This window comes from Ureibacillus acetophenoni (genome assembly GCF_900220965.1).
GTDB lineage: Bacteria > Bacillota > Bacilli > Bacillales_A > Planococcaceae > Ureibacillus > Ureibacillus acetophenoni.
Genome location: NZ_OBQC01000012.1, coordinates 110,634 through 127,672, shown reverse-complemented (window position 1 = coordinate 127,672; position 17,039 = coordinate 110,634). Strand labels below are relative to the sequence as shown.

Here is a 17,039-nt window from a genome sequence, read left to right as displayed (position 1 = left end):
ACCATAATGAACCGAAGGTTTCGGCGCGTCTTGAGAAACGATTTTAAATACATAGCATAAACAATTATAAGTAAAGGTTCGAGAAGTGTGAGGACCAAGGAGTTCAAGGAACCAAGGAGTGAGGAACGGAATGTACTTTGTACATGAGTACCGGAGCGACGCAGGTGACGCAGAAATCCGCCGGTCATCGCGCTTCGAGATAGTGCCGATGGAAGTTGGGGGCACCCCCTGTGAGAGTAGACGTCGCTTCGCAAATGACACCGCTGATGATTCAGTGGTGTTTTTTTATGCCCAACTACCATAATGAACCGAAGGTTTCGGCGCGTCTTGAGAAACGATTTTAAATACATAGCATAAACAATTATAAGTAAAGGTTCGAGAAGTGTGAGGACTAAGGAGTTCAAAGAAAGCAAACGCTTGCATCCCAAAAACACCGCTGAAAATATCAGCGGTGTTTTTTTATATCCAACTAACATAAAAAGCAGAAGTTCATCAATTTAAAACTCAAATATCTTCCTTAATTCATTAACGTAAGTCTGACTTACAGGTAGTTCGATATTATTTTTTAATACAACGATAAAGTTTGATGAAATATCCTTTTTTATTTTTTTTACATAATAAATGTTTAAAATATACGATCGGTGAATTCGAATGTAATGGTTAGGCAATCTAGTTTGTAGTTCTTTTAACGTTATATTAGATTTATATTGCTCACTATCTGCATAAAACCATGTTCGTTTTTGCAGACTTTCGATATAAGAAATTTGATCAATTGGAACAGGCGTCCAGCACTCATCTTGCTTGCCAGTTAGAAACTTATAGGGATTACGTTTATCAATAAAAGATGTTGGTAAAATAATAATTAATGCAGCTTTCTTTTCGTCTACATAAATAGGATATCCAATTACAGGATAGGGTTCTCCAAAGAGAGAATCATCCAAAGCATTCTCTATTTTTCTACTTGTTCTAAGTACTTTAGCTGCGATGCTTTCATCATCAAAATCACTTCTACTTTCTAAATGTAAATGATGATTACTTTTCCAAGAATAAATATATGCATGATCAACAGCGATGGCAATCGATGCATCTTTAGGAATCCAATCTTTTAAAATCGATGTAAATTGTTCAAGTTCATTTTTACAAAGCTTTAAATTGTTCATCTCCATTCAACTTTTCCCCTTTAGTTTTTAGAATCATCCTTAAAAAAGATACTCTCATCCTAAATTTTAGGTATTCTGTCAGAAAATAATGAAAATAAACTCATGCTGTTATATATTAATTTACAACAAATACACCTGTTATGGAACAGTTTTCCGAAAATTTTATATATTAATAGAGTGTATTGAAAATTTGGGGAAGGTGTGAATTTTTACATGTCAACAAGACAAGAAAAAATTGAGGCTATTAAAAAAGATTGGGCAGAAAATCCAAGATGGAAAGGGATTACTCGTCCGTACAATCCAGAAGAAGTAGTAAAATTACAAGGTTCTGTTGTAGTAGAACAGACTTTAGCTAAACGTGGTGCGGCTAGACTCTGGAAATCTTTACATGAAGAAGATTATATTAATGCTCTTGGAGCGCTAACTGGAAATCAAGCAGTACAACAAGTAAAAGCAGGGTTAAAGGCAATTTATTTGTCAGGATGGCAAGTGGCAGCTGATGCTAACTTATCAGGTCAAATGTATCCTGACCAATCATTATATCCAGCCAATTCTGTTCCTGCAGTAGTAAAACGTATTAATCAAGCATTGCAAAGAGCAGATCAAATCGATCATGCAGAAGGTCGAAACGATGAATTTGATTGGTTTGCTCCGATCGTAGCAGATGCTGAAGCAGGATTTGGAGGACCATTAAACGTCTTTGAACTTGTAAAAGGAATGGTTGAAGCAGGAGCTGCTGGTGTACATTTAGAGGACCAACTTGCTTCTGAAAAGAAATGTGGTCACTTAGGTGGTAAAGTATTGCTCCCAACACAAAATGCAGTTCGAAACTTAGTAGCTGCACGTCTAGCAATGGATGTAATGGGAGTTGAAACGTTATTAATTGCACGAACAGATGCGGATGCTGCAGATATGGTAACAAGCGATATTGATCCTCGTGATGCGGAATTTATTACTGGCGAACGTACACCAGAAGGCTTCTTCCGTACGAAAGCGGGTATTAAACAAGCAATTGCACGCGGATTAGCGTATGCCCCTTATGCTGATTTAATCTGGTGTGAAACTTCAACACCTTCCATTGAAGAAGCTCGTGCATTTGCGGAAGGAATACATGCGGAATTCCCTGGTAAAATGTTAGCTTATAACTGTTCACCATCGTTTAACTGGAAAGCAAAACTTTCGGATAAAGAAATTGCTGAATTCCAACGTGAAATTGCAAAGCTAGGTTATAAATTCCAATTTGTAACGTTAGCTGGATTCCATTCATTAAATTATTCAATGTTTGAACTAGCACATGATTATAAAGATCACGGTATGGCTGCTTACTCTAAGTTACAACAAGCTGAGTTTGCTGCTGAATCTAAAGGATATACTGCAACAAAACATCAACGTGAAGTAGGAACTGGATACTTTGACGAAGTAGCTCAAACGATTTCAGGTGGTACTTCATCTACCACAGCTATGGCTGGTTCTACAGAAACTGAACAGTTCGTATAATAGTGAGTTCGTAAAAATAAGCTAGAGCCTCGAGTCGCGTGAAATGACAACTGCAAATTACGTTAAGGAAACTCGAGGCTGTTTTTGCATATTTCATTTATAAGTGGAGGGTACTTTTATATGGAACAAGCAATTTCCGAAAAATTAACGATTGTTGGAGAACTCACGGAGGATGCAAAGGAAATTCTAACTCCTGAGGCGCTAGAATTTATCGTTTCTCTTCATGAAAAGTTTAATGCTCGAAGAATTGAGTTGTTAAATTATAGGCAGGAACGACAAAAAAGATTAGATGCCGGTGAAAAACTAGGTTTCCTTGAAGAAACAAAGGCTGTTCGTGAAGGTAATTGGACTATTGCTCCATTACCTGAAGATTTAAAGGATCGAAGAGTTGAAATTACGGGTCCTGCAGTAGACCGAAAAATGGTGATAAACGCTCTAAATTCTGGAGCGAAGATGTTTATGGCGTGTTTTGAAGACGCCTCAACACCAACTTGGGAAAACATGATTGCAGGACAAATTAATATGCGTGACTCGATCAGTAAAACGATTCAATTCACACAACCTGAAACAGGAAAACAATACTCTTTAAAGGAAAACACGGCAGTATTACTAGTACGTCCAAGAGGCTTACATTTACTTGAGAAAAATATTTTAGTAAATGGTGAACCCATGTCAGGTAGTTTCTTTGATTTCGGTCTATATTTCTTCCATAACGCGAAAGAAGCACTTGCACGTGGAACTGGTCCATATTTCTATTTACCAAAATTGGAGAGTCATCTAGAAGCACGACTATGGAATGATATATTTGTATATAGTCAGGATTATCTAGATATTCCACAAGGGACAATTAGAGCAACCGTATTAATAGAAACAATTCTTGCTGCTTTTGAAATGGATGAAATTTTATATGAATTAAAAGATCATTCAGCAGGTTTAAATTGCGGGCGTTGGGATTATATTTTTAGTTTCATTAAACGCTTACGCCATCAACCTGACGTAATCCTTCCTGATCGTGGTCAAGTGACTATGACAGTGCCATTTATGAGAGCATATACATCTTTATGTATTCAAACTTGTCACAAGCGAAATGCGCCAGCAATCGGGGGAATGGCAGCGCAAATTCCGGTTAAAAACGATGAAAGCGCCAACGAGATTGCCTTTGAGAAAGTTCGTGAAGATAAACGCCGTGAAGCAACAGATGGCCATGATGGTACTTGGGTAGCCCACCCTGGATTAGTACCAGTAGCAATGGAACAATTTGATGCGGTTATGAAAACACCTAACCAAATTGATAAAAAACGTGAAGATGTTAAAGTAACTGCAGAAGATCTTGTAGCTGTTCCAGAGGGGACGATAACAGAAGAAGGTCTTCGTATTAATGCAAGTGTCGGAGTACAATATATCGCTTCCTGGTTACGAGGAAATGGAGCAGCACCAATCAATAATTTAATGGAAGATGCTGCGACGGCAGAAATCTCTCGTACACAAGTTTGGCAGTGGATTCGACATGATAAAGGAATATTAGATGATGGGCGTAAAGTGAGTTTGGAATTAGTATTAGAAGTATTAGAAGAAGAGCTATCTAAAATTAAAGATACTGTTGGAGAACAGACGTTTCAAAGTGGCAAATACGAAGAGGCTGCTGAACTATTTAAAAATTTAATTGTGGAAGACGAGTTTGTAGAGTTCTTAACATTACCAGGTTATAAAAAAATTAGTTAGATGAAAGAAAGGGTCTTACGAGTCTAAATTCGTAAGGCCTTTATTAAGAGCATGAAAACTCGATATATTTAAACAAAAAATGACAATTATTTGGTAGATTTAATCCGGGAGTGTATCTTTATAACCATTATTAAAGGAAACAGTACATATGTTGTCGAAGTATTGTATAACAACTAGTAGCAAGGGGAGATTATTATGAAAAATAAAGAACTATTATTAGTACCAGGACCAACACCTGTAGTAGATGAAATCTACGATGCGCTTTCAAATGAGACAAGAGGTCATACAGATCCACGCTTTGTAGAGCAATTTAAACATGCACTACAACAGACTAAGGACTTATTGAAAACTGATGGGGAAGTGTTCCTCGTTGCAGGATCAGGCACATTGGCGATGGAAATGGCCATTGTCAATACAGTAGGAAAAGGAGAAAAGCTACTTGTTATTAGCCATGGATATTTTGGCGATCGCTTTACTCCGTTAGCGAAAGCCTTTGGAATTGAAGTAGATGTACTTCAAGCAGAATGGGGCAAACAAGTTGAGCTATCCCTTATTGAACAAAAACTAGCTGAAACACAATATAAAGCAGTGACAATTACTCATGCAGATACATCAACAGGTGTTGTTTCCAACCTAGAACAATTAGTTCCACTTATTAAACGAAGTGGAGCACTTGTCATTTTAGATGGTGTTGTTGCAACTGCTGCTCTAGATGAAGACATGAGCAAAGCTTATGGCAATTCTGATTATAAAATTGATATTGTTCTAACAGGTTCGCAAAAAGCGATTGGTGTACCACCAGGGCTTGCAATCATTGCATTTAACCAAACGGCACTTGATGCTCGCGATGCATTAGGAACTATTCCTGCTTACTATGCTGATATTCACAATTGGTTACCAGTTATGAAAGATCCATCAAAATACTTTGCTACACCACCAGTAAATATGATTTATGCGTATAATGAAGGGTTAAAAATTGTATTAGATGAAGGAATTGAAAAGAGAGAACAACGTCATATTTTATATGGAAGAGCTATTCGAGTAGCACTTAAAACATATGGTATGACACCATTAGCAAGTGAAGACATTGCAGCACCTACACTTAGTTGTCTATTATACCCTGAAGGTGTAGATGATGTTTCCTTCCGAACAAAACTTTCTGAAAGAGGAATCATTGTTGCTGGCGCGTTGGCTCATTTAGGAGGAAAGGCATTCCGTATTGGTCATATGGGGAATACAACAGCTCCTATGCTTGAACAAGCTGTAAAAGAAATTGGTGCTGTACTTCAAGAATTAGGCAAGCCAGTAAGTATTGATAATGCTGTCAACGTACTTAAAGAAGAACTAGCTCAATCTGTAAAATAAAAAGAGCACGAGTAATGTCGTAATGACTTACTCGTGCTTTTCTTTATTATTTACTTTCTTGATATGCTTTTAAGAATTCAGAAACTTTGCTACTATCTGCTTCAAGTTTTAATCCAGTATCAACTAAAGGTGAAACTGTTGAAACAGCTGGTTTTTTGTTTCCTTGGTAGTAAGTAATAAATTCTTCTTGGTTGATTGAGTAAAGAACTGCTTTACGTAGGTCAGCAGAGTTTGAAACTTCGCGACCTGAAGTGTTGAATTGTAAATAAGAAACTGCGTTACTGTCAGCTTGTTTTAAAGTTAGGTTTTCATCTGATTCTACAATATCCATTTTTGTTTCTGGTACTGATTGTAGAACATGGATTTCTCCGTTACGTAATGCAGATAATGCACTATCGTTATCACTGATAAAACGAACTGAAATGTTTGTAATTTTTGGTTCGTATTCAGTACCTACACGGTAAGCAGGGTTTTTCACAAATTTAGCTTCGTAGTCATTTTTTTGTACTAAAATGTATGGACCACTTGCATATAAATGATTGTTATATGAACCGCCTTCAGTAACAGTTGCTTGGTCACCATAAGCGATGTCTGTATTTGGATCATAATTTGCTACATCATAAGTGTTAATGCTTGTTACTTGTTTTTCAGAAACAATACCACCAGATTGGTGAGCTAAATAGTTTAATACTTGTGGGAATGGTGTTGGCGTTGTAATTTTTACAACTTGGTATTTCCCAGCAGCGTTATCAACTTGATCTTCTGAAGCAACAACTTCTGTTACTGCTGATGGAAGGTCTTTTGATAATGCATCTAGAACAGATTCATCTGAACCAGCAACTTTTGCATTTTCTAATTCTGCAATGTCTGATACAACTTCAACTGTTTCAATATTTTCATGGATACTATAAGTACGGTGATCAGGAACAGCATTTTGATCTTTTGCACGGTTTAAAGAGAATACAACATCTTCAGCAGAAACTAATTCGCCAGTATCAACAGCTGTACCATTTTCTACTGCAGCAAAGTTAATATCGTCGCGTAAGATGAAGTAATATTCTGAGTTACCATCTGCAATTACGTGATTGTATGATAATGAACCATCTGAAACTACTTCGTCTTCATCAGTTAAGTTTACTAAACGTACATACATATTTGTGTTTAACGTGTTAATTGAACCATCGTTCCCTTTAATAGGGTCAAGAGATGTAAGTGAACTAATTGCTTGGTGTAATACTAAAGTTTCAGTTGCATTTAAAGACTCATCGTTAAATGAAATTGCTTCCCAAGTTTGAGCACGTGATTTTGATAAACGTACTGTATCAGGGTTAACTGCTTTTGAATAAATACCTTGAGCTTTGTTAGAAATATAAAGTGGTGCAATGTAAGCTTGGTCAAATACTAGTAGTTCTTCAAGTTCTTTATAAGCTTCTTTAGCTTCATCGCCTGTTAATGTACTTGCTTTATCGATTAATTCATCTAATTTAGAATCACTAACAACACTGTAGTCTCCGCCAGTTTTAAATAGTCCGCGTACAGCGTAGTCTGGGTTACCTGTTACAGTTGTCCAGCTAGATAATGCTACATCATAGTTTCCTGCTTCTTTTTGAGCAGAGAATGAACCATAATCTGGTTGGATGTTTAATTTTACATCAAAACCATTTTTAGTTAATTGGTCACGAAGAATGTTTAAATCTTGTTCCCCAGAAGCCATACCTAATACTTCAATCGTTACTTTTTCGCCAGATGAAGTGTTAGTGTCTCCACCTTTTACATCTGTTTTTGTTTGTACACAGCCAGCAAGTGCTAAAACTGCAACAAATAATAGCGCAATAAATTTTTTCATTGCTATAAATCCTCCTATGTCTGTACTGTCAGTTAGTTTGTTTTAGGGTCTAATGCGTCTCGTAAACCATCACCGAAGAAGTTGAAGGCAAGTACGAGTAACATAATACAAACCCCTGGGAATATTGCTACATATGAATGAGTCTCTAGATAAGCACTTCCAACTTTTAATATGTTACCCCATTCAGGAATATGAGGTTCAACACCTAATCCAAGGAAGCTTAAACTACTAGTTGAAATAACCGCACCACCAATTGTTAATGTGGCTTTTACAATCATTGGAGCAAGTGAATTTGGAACGATATGTTTAAAAATAATCGAACCATCGGAAGCTCCTAAAGCTCTTGCAGATTCTACAAAATCATAGTTTGATATTTGCATTACTGTAGCACGCATTGTACGTGCGTAAGTAGGAATGGATCCAACACTTAAAGCAATAATTAAATTCACTGTATTAGCTCCAAATGCTGCGATAATTGCAATTGCTAATAAAATACCTGGAATCGCATATAAAATATCTAACAACCGCATGATAATGTTGTCTGTTTTTTTCCCGTAGTAACCAGAGATTGCACCAAGTGTTCCTCCGACAACAGCAGGAATTAATGTAGAAAAGAACCCAACAATTAGAGATATTTGAGCACCGAATACAATTCGTGAAAATAGATCTCGTCCAAAATCATCGGTTCCTAATGGATACTCGAGAGTGGGTGTTTGTAAAATAGCACTATAATTATTTGCTGTAGCAAACTCATAGTCAAACGTCCAAGGGCTGACAACGGATAATGAAAACATAAAGATAACAAAGAACATACCGAAGACAGCCATGGAATTACGTAAAATTTTACTCCACATTTTTTGCCATTTTTCAACAGCGGAACTATCCTTATTTCGAGCCTTTTTAATTAAGCTGATCCCCAATAAAAATGCGAATATGTTACCGGTTAAAATAGTAAAGAGTAAAATCACACCAATTGGTAACATCCATCTAGGTGCAAAACTAGAAGTAACACATTTTGCCGAAAGAATGATTAGGACGGCATAAATGATCGCTAAAAGGATAAATGCACCCATTGCAAGAAGAAACGTATCAATAACATATGGTTTAAATATATTAAACGCTGATATTAGGATGATGCTTATTTGAGTTAAAAATGCATAATAAGCAAAAGTATATTCTGGCGTTTTATTTTTTGAAATTAATGAAAATGCAAAGCTACTTGCGAAAATATTTCCTACGAATATCGTTAAAATCAAAGGATAACCTAGAAAACGTGTCAGCCTCTGAATCTCCCTTGTTTTTGAAAGATCTTTCTTAATTAGTAGAGAGATTAACCACACATACAATGTTGTAGCTAAATAGATAGCTAAAAACGAAAGTACAAAAGGTCTCCATGATTGTGCATTAAAATCATAACTATAGATTAAAAATAAAAGCGATAGGACCGCAGAAAAGGTTAATGTAAAGTGTGCATTTGCATGCTCGTGTGTAATTTTCAAAAGTAGTTTGATGTTTGAAATGACTTTCACATTATCCCTCCTAGGATTCCTTCATTTTTGAGCGGATGCGCGGATCAAAGAATGCATATAAAATATCGATAATTAAGTTCACAATTGAAATTGTAATTGCAATATAAACAACCCCACCTAATATAGCAGGTATATCAGGTATAAATTGCTTATCGACAATATAACTACCGATACCACTAATATTAAATACCTTCTCTGTTACAGATGAACCGCCTAACATTCCACCAAACAATAGTCCAATTACAGTAATGATAGGAATCATAGCATTTCGAATAGCGTGTTTTGAAATGACTTTTCTTTCATTCAAACCTTTCGCTTTTGCGGTAATAATATAGTCTTCATTTATGACTTCTAACATGGAAGAACGAGTCATCCTTGCAATAGAAGCAGTAAGCGAAGTACCAAGTACTACGATTGGTAAAACTAGCGATAACCAGTTTCCTGGATTATAAGTAGCAGGGAACCATTTAAGTTCGAGTGAGAAAGTTAAAATAAAGATTAACCCTTGCCAGAAGCTAGGAATAGATAATCCAATAAGCGCAATAATCATAAATGAATAATCTAAAAATGAATTAGGGCGAATTGCTGAAATGATGCCTACTGGAATCGCAATTACAATCGCCATTATTAAAGATAAAATCGTAATTTGTAATGTAACTGGGAACTTATTTGCAATACTAGCAATGATATTTTCCTTACCAGCAAAAGATGTTCCTAAGTCAAAAGTAAATAATCCAGTTAGTGCGTTCCAAAGCTGAACTAAATATGGTTGATCTAACCCGTAAATACGATTGAAATTCGCTACTTGTTCAGGTGTAGCTTCAATACCAAGTAAATTACGAGCAGGATCTAATGGTGAAATATAAAGAATTGTAAATACAAGGGTAGCTACCCCTAATATTACAAAGAGTGTTTGAATAACACGTTCAAAAATAAATCGGATGAAAGGGTTACTATATAATAGAAGCAAAGCATACATTAAAATCCCCGGAATCGCTGAAATAACTAAAAACTTTTGGCTATTCAGTAATTCTGTGAAGTATGTACGGTATGTAGCTTTTTCAATACCTAGTAATCTTACTTCTTCTTCAACGGCTTTATTTAATCTATTTTCTACTAAACTATTCACCTTTTTCTCTAGTTCAGAATCTATTACAGACTCTTTAAAGAAGCTTGCCTTCTTTTTTTCTTGTTCTAGAAACTCTTGCTTCCATTTTAGGTGAGTCCGTTTTGAAACAATCTCTTGCTTAATTCTTTGATACGTCTCATCATAAGAATTCTGGTTTTTACCTATTTTGTACATTAGGTAGGCAACAATATGTACTGGAAGACCGAGTAGTATTAATAGTATTGCATAAATACGTCCATGCGATAATTTTCGATACGTATTATTGAATAAAGTGGCTTTTGTATGCACTTCATTTGTCATCCTTCCTACCATTCATTGTGCAGTGAAACTGTTAACAGTTTAATATCTAAAAATAAGAAGATATGGTATTCTTCCTATAGTATAATACTTTATTAGAAAAATTATTTGTACTATTCCTAGCGACATAGTATAGTATGGAATATATAAATTAAATAGTCAAGCATTAATATATAGCTAAAAGAGGATGAATCCGTTATGAATAATAGATTGTTAGAAGTAAACGACCTTCGTGTTTCATTTATTACTGGTGAATCCGAATTTGAAGCGGTAAAAGGTGTAAACTTCTTTGTTAATAAGGGAGAAACCGTAGGAATAGTAGGGGAATCAGGGAGTGGTAAAAGTGTGACTGCTCGATCAATTATGCGCTTGCTACCATCTCCACCGAGTTTCTTAAAGTCAGGCCAAATACTCTTTCAAGGAAAAAACCTTGTGGAACAGTCTGAAAAGGAAATGGAACAAGTTCGCGGGCAACATATTAGTATGATTTTCCAAGATCCTATGACATCTTTAAATCCTACTATTCGTATTGGTGAACAGATTGCAGAAAGTTTAATGAAACACCAAGGTGTTTCAAAAAAGGATGCATATTCAAAAACGGTTGAACTATTAGACTTAGTAGGCATTAAAAATAGTGAAAAGCGATACTCGCAATATCCGCATGAATTTTCAGGTGGTATGCGACAAAGAGCCATGATTGCGATGGCCTTAGCTTGTAACCCTTCCTTATTAATAGCCGATGAACCAACTACTGCCCTTGATGTAACGATACAAGCGCAAATTTTAAACTTAATGAAGCAAATGCAAAAGAAGTTCGGCACTTCGATTATATTAATTACACATGACTTAGGTGTAGTAGCTGGAATGTGTGATCGTGTCATTGTTATGAAAGAGGGAGAAATTGTTGAAGAAGGTACGACAGAAGAAATCTTCAATAATGCAAAACATCCCTATACACAACGATTGTTAAATGCGTTACCAAAACTTCATGAAAAGAAAGAATCAAAAGAAACTCCTATATTAGATGAGGACTTTGATTTATCAAAGCCACTTCTTGAAATTAAATCATTGAAAAAGCACTTTGATTTAGGGAAAGGCGAAGTTTTGAAAGCAGTAGATGATTTATCTTTTCAAATTTTCCCAGGTGAGACTTTAGGGTTAGTTGGAGAATCTGGATCTGGTAAATCCACAACAGGAAGAACCATTCTAAGATTGCATGAACCGACAGACGGAGATGTGCTATATAATGGTGTGCCTATTACCCGTTTAAATAAGAAGCAATTAAAAACCATGAGAAGACATATGCAAATTATTTTCCAAGACCCATATTCATCTTTAAATCCACGTAAGAAAGTATTGGATATTATAGGTGAGGCATTAGATATCCATGGTCTTGCAAAGAGTAATGAACAGCGTAAACAACGAGTTGAAGAGTTGTTAGAGTTAGTTGGGTTAAAAAAGGAACATTCAAATCGTTATCCCCATGAATTTTCGGGTGGTCAACGTCAACGAATTGGAATTGCTAGAGCTTTAGCTGTTGAACCGAAATTTATTGTGTGTGATGAGCCATTATCTGCACTGGATGTGTCAATTCAAAAGCAAATTGTCGATTTGTTAAAAGATCTGCAACACCGCTTAGGGCTAACTTATTTATTTATCGCCCACGATTTATCGATGGTAAAACATATTAGTGATCGTGTTGCAGTTATGTATGGCGGGAAGATTGTAGAGTTAGCAGAGAGTGAAGAGCTATATTCCAATCCTCAACATCCATATACAAAATCGTTATTAAAATCGATACCAATACCTGATCCTGCAATCGAAAGGAAAAAGCGTAATGAAGGAATAGATGAATCATTAAATACGCAAAAATATAATCTTTCAAACACAGTGTTAAAAGAAGTGCTACCAAATCATTGGGTAGCAGTTCCAAAAGAACGACAAATGTTATCTTAATGTTTAAAAATCCCCGGACAGTTAGCTCTGCTTTAACTAGTGGGGATTTTTTATGTGTATACTTCTATATGAAGTTACTATAGATAGCTATAGTAATTGGATTTTTTAGACAATGCCATCATATATTGTGACTGTATAAATGTATGACATAATTTTAAAATAAGAAAAAAGTCAAAGTGAAACTTTAAATTAGTAGTTTCGTATTTAAATTAAATGGATTCTGTTAACAGGTTAAGAGACACCATCCTTTGTAAAAAACTATTTTCAAATTAATTATTTTGGAGGTTGCCATGAAAGAGGAATATGAATTAGAAGTTGTTAGTGGAAAAGAAAAACACTATTCTCCTAAAGGATTTATCGATAAACTGAAGGGGAGTGGATTGAAATTAGGTTTTAAAGCTTTGCATGGGGCAGCCACATTATTTAGCGCAGTTAAAAGCCCGGATATGCCAAAGCAAAACAAATTGTTGATCGTTGGTGTTTTAGGTTATTTTATATTGCCAGTTGATTTAGTAGCGGATTTCCTTCCTGGGATTGGTTTAGCAGATGATGCAATAATCATTATGCATGCACTGTCAACGATTTACTCATCAATTACAGAGGAAATGAAAGAGGAAGGTCATTTACTATTAAAGAAAATTTTTGGAGATAAATATGAATATAAAGAGGAATAGTTAGAGATACCTAAGGTAGAGGTGTTCTTATGTTAAAAAAAATTACTCTCATAGTATTATTAATCGTATTAATAAAACCAGCGTATGATTATGGACCGAAAATAATAGACGGAGTAAATAACTTCCTAAATAATCATTCAGCGGAAATTACCGATGCAACAAGTGAAGTTATTACCGTAGTATCAGATGGTGTAAATACTATCGCATCCAACATATCTAATATGACGACATCATCTAATACAATTAAAAACTCTACCCTTATTAACGAGGTTCAGAGTATAGAAGAATTAGCAGATGCATTTTACTACTATTTTAGTAATTGGATTACTGAATTTGAGATTCATTATAAAGGTAGTACAAGTGATATAGAGCATATTATTGAAAGTGCTGTTAAGGATGCTAAAAGTAGAAACCAATATATTGAGGGACACCTTTCTGACCGGAAAATAGAATATGAGTATGGGGTAATGGATTCAAAAATAAAAGTGTATCAACAATACTTAACAACTCCTGAACAAGAGTTAATCGTAGATTCAGAAGTCACGAATATACTTTCTACAGTAAATCCACAAAATATGACTGACTTTGAAAAAGTGAAGTTTGTTAACGACTATATTGTAAAAAACACTTCCTATAGTGAAGATACAACAGCTAGTCCACATAGTGCTTGCGCGGTAGTTAGTGAAGGAAAAGGTGTATGTCAAGGTTATGCATTACTTGCCTTGAAGCTGTTACAGGCGTTAGGGGTCGAATCAAAGTATGTGGTAGGAGAAGTTTATACTGGTGGTCATGCTTGGAACTTAGTTAAGGTTGATGGTGAATGGTACCATTTAGATACAACTTGGAATGATCCTGTTCCTGATCGCCCAAATACAGTTAGTTATAAGTATTTTTTAATAAACGACGCTCAGATAAAACTAGATCATTCATGGGATCAAGCGAATTATCCTGAAGCAAAAAGTAAAAAATACTCCTTCATGAAACAAGTAGATCATGCGTATGAATTAAATGGGTATATGTATTATAGCAATATTGAAGATGATAATCTTTTATATCGAGTGGATTTAAATTCAGGTGTAAGTGAGAAAGTAACTGATAGCCGTGCTCAGTTTATCGTTGGGTATGGAGATTGGCTATATTTTAGTAATTACTCAAAAGGTGCGTACTTAACGAAAATACGTACAAACGGAACAGAAGAGTCCACATTATATCAAACAGAAGTGAAAAATTTGTTTATAGAAGATGGTCATTTATACTTCACTACACCGGATGGATTGAAGAAGATGGCATTACAATAGAAAGAACTGCAACCGTTTAGTTTTATTGGCTGCAGTTCTTTTTTTTATTAAGCTCAAGGAATACACGATTTACAATATATTGAATTGGATGGTCATCACATAATTTGAATGATAAGTTTGGATGCTTTGTAAGCATATTCTGTATGAATAAATCTCGAATGGTGGAATGATTTTGAAGAATCCCTCCATTTAGATAAAAGACAAAAGGTTCATTTGAATAATTTATCTTTTGTAATATTGTTTCCGCTAGTAGAGTTAGTTCTACAGCAGCTTGATTTGCAATATTGAGTGCTGTCTCGTCACCTAGTTTCACAGCTTCATTCAGGATGGAACTAATACTAGCCACTTGTGCATTAGTATATTCAGGGTGGTAGAGCCAAGCTAACATCTCATCCAATTGATTTACTTTCAAAGTTTCATATAATAGTTCCTTCAGAATGGTTTGTTTACTAGATCGGCCGTCTTCATGGCGAACGACTGCACGAATAATTTGTTGACCAATCCAATATCCACTACCTTCATCTGCTGCACGATGGCCCCATCCACCAGTACGTACAATGTTACCTTTACCATCTTTCGCATATGCAATTGAACCGGTACCAGATATAAGAAGTGCGCCTGGGTTTTCGCGAGTTAACCCTATTAGTGTTGAGTGAACATCGTTTTCCACAATAATTGTATTAATGCGATAGGGAACATTGTTAAAGGAACTTTCAATGATTCCCTTTACAGTAGATAAATCACGTTCAGTATCGACTCCGGCCATCGCAAAACCCGCAACTTCAAATCTATCATAAGGTACTGCTTTATAAGCATCGAGCAATAAATCTGTCATTACTCTTTCTACCTTTTCGGTGCCAATTGCATGATAGTTTGTGCCAGTAGATGTTTTTTCAAATAATTTCTGTCCTTGTTCAGAGTAGATTACGAGGGTAGTTTTAGTTGCCCCACCATCAATGGCCATAACAATTCGCTTTTTATCCATTTACTTATTCCAACCTTCTAAAAATGCTAACAGTTGTTGTTCACTTTCCATTATACAATTCTCTTTTTCTTTTACCCAGTCTTCTAATAGTGGAGAGATTGCTTTTGCATGAAGTAAGGACTTTCGCATCGTGTTAGGGGCTGGACCTCCGAGAAGGGAACGAATTTCAACGAAATTTTGTGGCTTTAATACTAATGTAAATTGTTCCTTTGTAATTTTTAATGGCTTTCCAGTCTCTTCTATCGACTTTTCGTTTACAAGTTCCCAATTTAGGTTTTCAAGGGATTCCTTTTTCTCTTCAAGTAAAGTACGTACACATTTGCTTACAATACAATGGGATTGTCTAAATGAAATATTTTCAGATCGTACAAGTGTGTCAGCTAATTCAGTCACATTAGCAAAGCTTTCTTCTGCACGTTTTAGTAGTTTTTCTTTATTTACTTCCATTGTAACAACAATGCTTCCGAATAGTTTATATATGCCTCGTAAATTTTCCATTGCCCGCCATAAGTACGGTTGCATATCATCTTCTGTATCTACAATATCGCCAAATGGTGTATTATGAAGCATTTGTAAAACGGTTGAAGCATCTCCTACAACTGCAGAAAGTAGAGACCTAGTATGTTCTATCGAAACTGGATTTCGCTTTTGCGGCATAATTGAACTTACTTGTACATATGGACTAGCTAGAGTAAATGCATTAAATTCTTGAGTTGCCCATTGTAAAAAGTCTTGAGAAGTACGTCCAAGGTTTAAGGCAGCTAGTTGAACAATACTTGCAAGTTCCGCTATATAGTCTGCGCTAGCAACCGCGTCCCATGAATTTTCGATAACGTCTTCAAATGCTAATAGTTTTGCTACACGTTCGCGATTAATATTAAATCCGGTCGTTGTCAATGCAGCTGCTCCCATACTACTACGGTTAATTGTAACGTATGCAGCTTGCAGTCTCTTGAAATCACGAGTTAACTGGTCAATAACTGCTTTTAAGTAATGAGCAAGAGTTGTAGGTTGGGCTTGTTGAGTATGTGTGTATCCAAGCATAATGGTTTCGATATGTTCTTCTGCAAATATAAGTAGGGAAGATCGGAGTGTTAATAATTCATTCATTAGTAAAAGAAGTTTATTTCTTAAAGTCATTCGATAAATTGCGATGCCCATATCATTTCGACTTCTTCCGATATGCAAATTTCCAGCAATATCACCAGCAAGTTCAATTAACTTGTTTTCAATTCGAAAAAATAAGTCTTCATATTTAGGGTTATAATCGTTTTGTTTATAGTACGCCAAATCTAATTCTTTAAGTGCTCGACCTATTTTTTTTGCCTCTTCCTTTGAAACTAATTGTTGTTCCTCCAGCATTTTTAAATGTGCAATGTGAATTTGCATCAGATAGTTTAGAAACTGATTTTTTGCTTCTTCATATGCTGGTTGTAATACCAACTGTTGATAACTAATTGAAGGGAATTGACTACCTTCAAGTTCGAATACCTTCTTTTTATAATCTTGAAACATGAGAGAGTCTCCTTCGTTCTTTCTCTATATGTTTTTCATAGACTTACACTACATGAGGTGTTCATT

General features: G+C 35.5%; 12 protein-coding genes. 6 read left to right on the top strand and 6 right to left on the bottom strand.

Annotated features, from left to right (window positions below):
• Positions 1 to 497 precede the first annotated feature (497 nt).
• Positions 498 to 1,166, bottom strand: a complete 669-nt coding sequence (locus CRO45_RS15155; RefSeq protein WP_097150468.1) for a LytTR family DNA-binding domain-containing protein — start codon at positions 1,164 to 1,166, stop codon at positions 498 to 500.
• Between the two features lie 207 nt (positions 1,167 to 1,373).
• On the opposite strand from CRO45_RS15155, the gene aceA reads away from it, so the two are divergent.
• From aceA to CRO45_RS15140, 3 genes are all read left to right on the top strand, one after another.
• The gene (gene aceA, locus CRO45_RS15150; protein ID WP_097150467.1) at positions 1,374 to 2,657 is read left to right on the top strand and encodes an isocitrate lyase; all 1,284 of its coding nucleotides are present in this window, start codon (positions 1,374 to 1,376) and stop codon (positions 2,655 to 2,657) included.
• Positions 2,658 to 2,777: 120 nt separating this feature from the next.
• The gene (gene aceB, locus CRO45_RS15145; protein WP_097150466.1) at positions 2,778 to 4,379 is read left to right on the top strand and encodes a malate synthase A; all 1,602 of its coding nucleotides are present in this window, start codon (positions 2,778 to 2,780) and stop codon (positions 4,377 to 4,379) included.
• 195 nt (positions 4,380 to 4,574) lie between these two features.
• A complete protein-coding gene (locus CRO45_RS15140; protein WP_097150465.1) occupies positions 4,575 to 5,744 on the top strand; it encodes a pyridoxal-phosphate-dependent aminotransferase family protein in 1,170 nt (389 codons plus the stop codon).
• A 46-nt stretch (positions 5,745 to 5,790) separates the two neighbouring features.
• Here the strand turns inward: CRO45_RS15140 and CRO45_RS15135 are convergent, their stop codons facing one another.
• From CRO45_RS15135 to CRO45_RS15125, 3 genes are read right to left on the bottom strand one after another with little or no spacing between them, the layout of a single operon-like run.
• A complete protein-coding gene (locus CRO45_RS15135; protein WP_097150464.1) occupies positions 5,791 to 7,590 on the bottom strand; it encodes an ABC transporter substrate-binding protein in 1,800 nt (599 codons plus the stop codon).
• Between the two features lie 32 nt (positions 7,591 to 7,622).
• The gene (locus CRO45_RS15130; RefSeq protein ID WP_097150463.1) at positions 7,623 to 9,119 is read right to left on the bottom strand and encodes an ABC transporter permease; all 1,497 of its coding nucleotides are present in this window, start codon (positions 9,117 to 9,119) and stop codon (positions 7,623 to 7,625) included.
• A gap of 10 nt (positions 9,120 to 9,129) precedes the next feature.
• A complete protein-coding gene (locus CRO45_RS15125) occupies positions 9,130 to 10,548 on the bottom strand; it encodes an ABC transporter permease subunit (protein WP_097150462.1) in 1,419 nt (472 codons plus the stop codon).
• A 195-nt stretch (positions 10,549 to 10,743) separates the two neighbouring features.
• Between CRO45_RS15125 and CRO45_RS15120 the strand changes: the two genes are divergently transcribed.
• The 3 genes from CRO45_RS15120 (at position 10,744) to CRO45_RS15110 (ending at position 14,473) form a co-directional block, all read left to right on the top strand.
• Positions 10,744 to 12,501 (top strand): ABC transporter ATP-binding protein, encoded by a 1,758-nt coding sequence (locus CRO45_RS15120; RefSeq protein WP_097150461.1) that lies wholly within the window; start codon positions 10,744 to 10,746, stop codon positions 12,499 to 12,501.
• Positions 12,502 to 12,791: 290 nt separating this feature from the next.
• Positions 12,792 to 13,175 (top strand): YkvA family protein, encoded by a 384-nt coding sequence (locus tag CRO45_RS15115; protein ID WP_097150460.1) that lies wholly within the window; start codon positions 12,792 to 12,794, stop codon positions 13,173 to 13,175.
• Between the two features lie 29 nt (positions 13,176 to 13,204).
• Entirely contained in the window at positions 13,205 to 14,473 is a 1,269-nt protein-coding gene (locus CRO45_RS15110) for a transglutaminase domain-containing protein (RefSeq protein ID WP_097150459.1), read from the top strand.
• A 22-nt stretch (positions 14,474 to 14,495) separates the two neighbouring features.
• Here the strand turns inward: CRO45_RS15110 and CRO45_RS15105 are convergent, their stop codons facing one another.
• Positions 14,496 to 15,458: an N-acetylglucosamine kinase gene (locus CRO45_RS15105; RefSeq protein ID WP_097150458.1), complete on the bottom strand. Its 963-nt coding sequence runs from the start codon at positions 15,456 to 15,458 to the stop codon at positions 14,496 to 14,498.
• Positions 15,459 to 16,973, bottom strand: coding sequence for an argininosuccinate lyase (gene argH, locus CRO45_RS15100; protein ID WP_097150457.1), 1,515 nt, complete (start codon positions 16,971 to 16,973; stop codon positions 15,459 to 15,461).
• Positions 16,974 to 17,039 lie beyond the last annotated feature (66 nt).

Excerpts from the sequence above, each read along its gene's own strand:
- CRO45_RS15155 (WP_097150468.1), bottom strand. The coding sequence starts at position 1,166 with ATGGAGATGAACAATTTAAAGCTTTGTAAAAATGAACTTGAACAATTT.
- aceA (WP_097150467.1), top strand. The coding sequence starts at position 1,374 with ATGTCAACAAGACAAGAAAAAATTGAGGCTATTAAAAAAGATTGGGCA.
- aceB (WP_097150466.1), top strand. The coding sequence starts at position 2,778 with ATGGAACAAGCAATTTCCGAAAAATTAACGATTGTTGGAGAACTCACG.
- CRO45_RS15140 (WP_097150465.1), top strand. The coding sequence starts at position 4,575 with ATGAAAAATAAAGAACTATTATTAGTACCAGGACCAACACCTGTAGTA.
- CRO45_RS15135 (WP_097150464.1), bottom strand. The coding sequence starts at position 7,590 with ATGAAAAAATTTATTGCGCTATTATTTGTTGCAGTTTTAGCACTTGCT.
- CRO45_RS15125 (WP_097150462.1), bottom strand. The coding sequence starts at position 10,548 with ATGACAAATGAAGTGCATACAAAAGCCACTTTATTCAATAATACGTAT.
- CRO45_RS15120 (WP_097150461.1), top strand. The coding sequence starts at position 10,744 with ATGAATAATAGATTGTTAGAAGTAAACGACCTTCGTGTTTCATTTATT.
- CRO45_RS15115 (WP_097150460.1), top strand. The coding sequence starts at position 12,792 with ATGAAAGAGGAATATGAATTAGAAGTTGTTAGTGGAAAAGAAAAACAC.
- CRO45_RS15110 (WP_097150459.1), top strand. The coding sequence starts at position 13,205 with ATGTTAAAAAAAATTACTCTCATAGTATTATTAATCGTATTAATAAAA.
- CRO45_RS15105 (WP_097150458.1), bottom strand. The coding sequence starts at position 15,458 with ATGGATAAAAAGCGAATTGTTATGGCCATTGATGGTGGGGCAACTAAA.
- argH (WP_097150457.1), bottom strand. The coding sequence starts at position 16,973 with ATGTTTCAAGATTATAAAAAGAAGGTATTCGAACTTGAAGGTAGTCAA.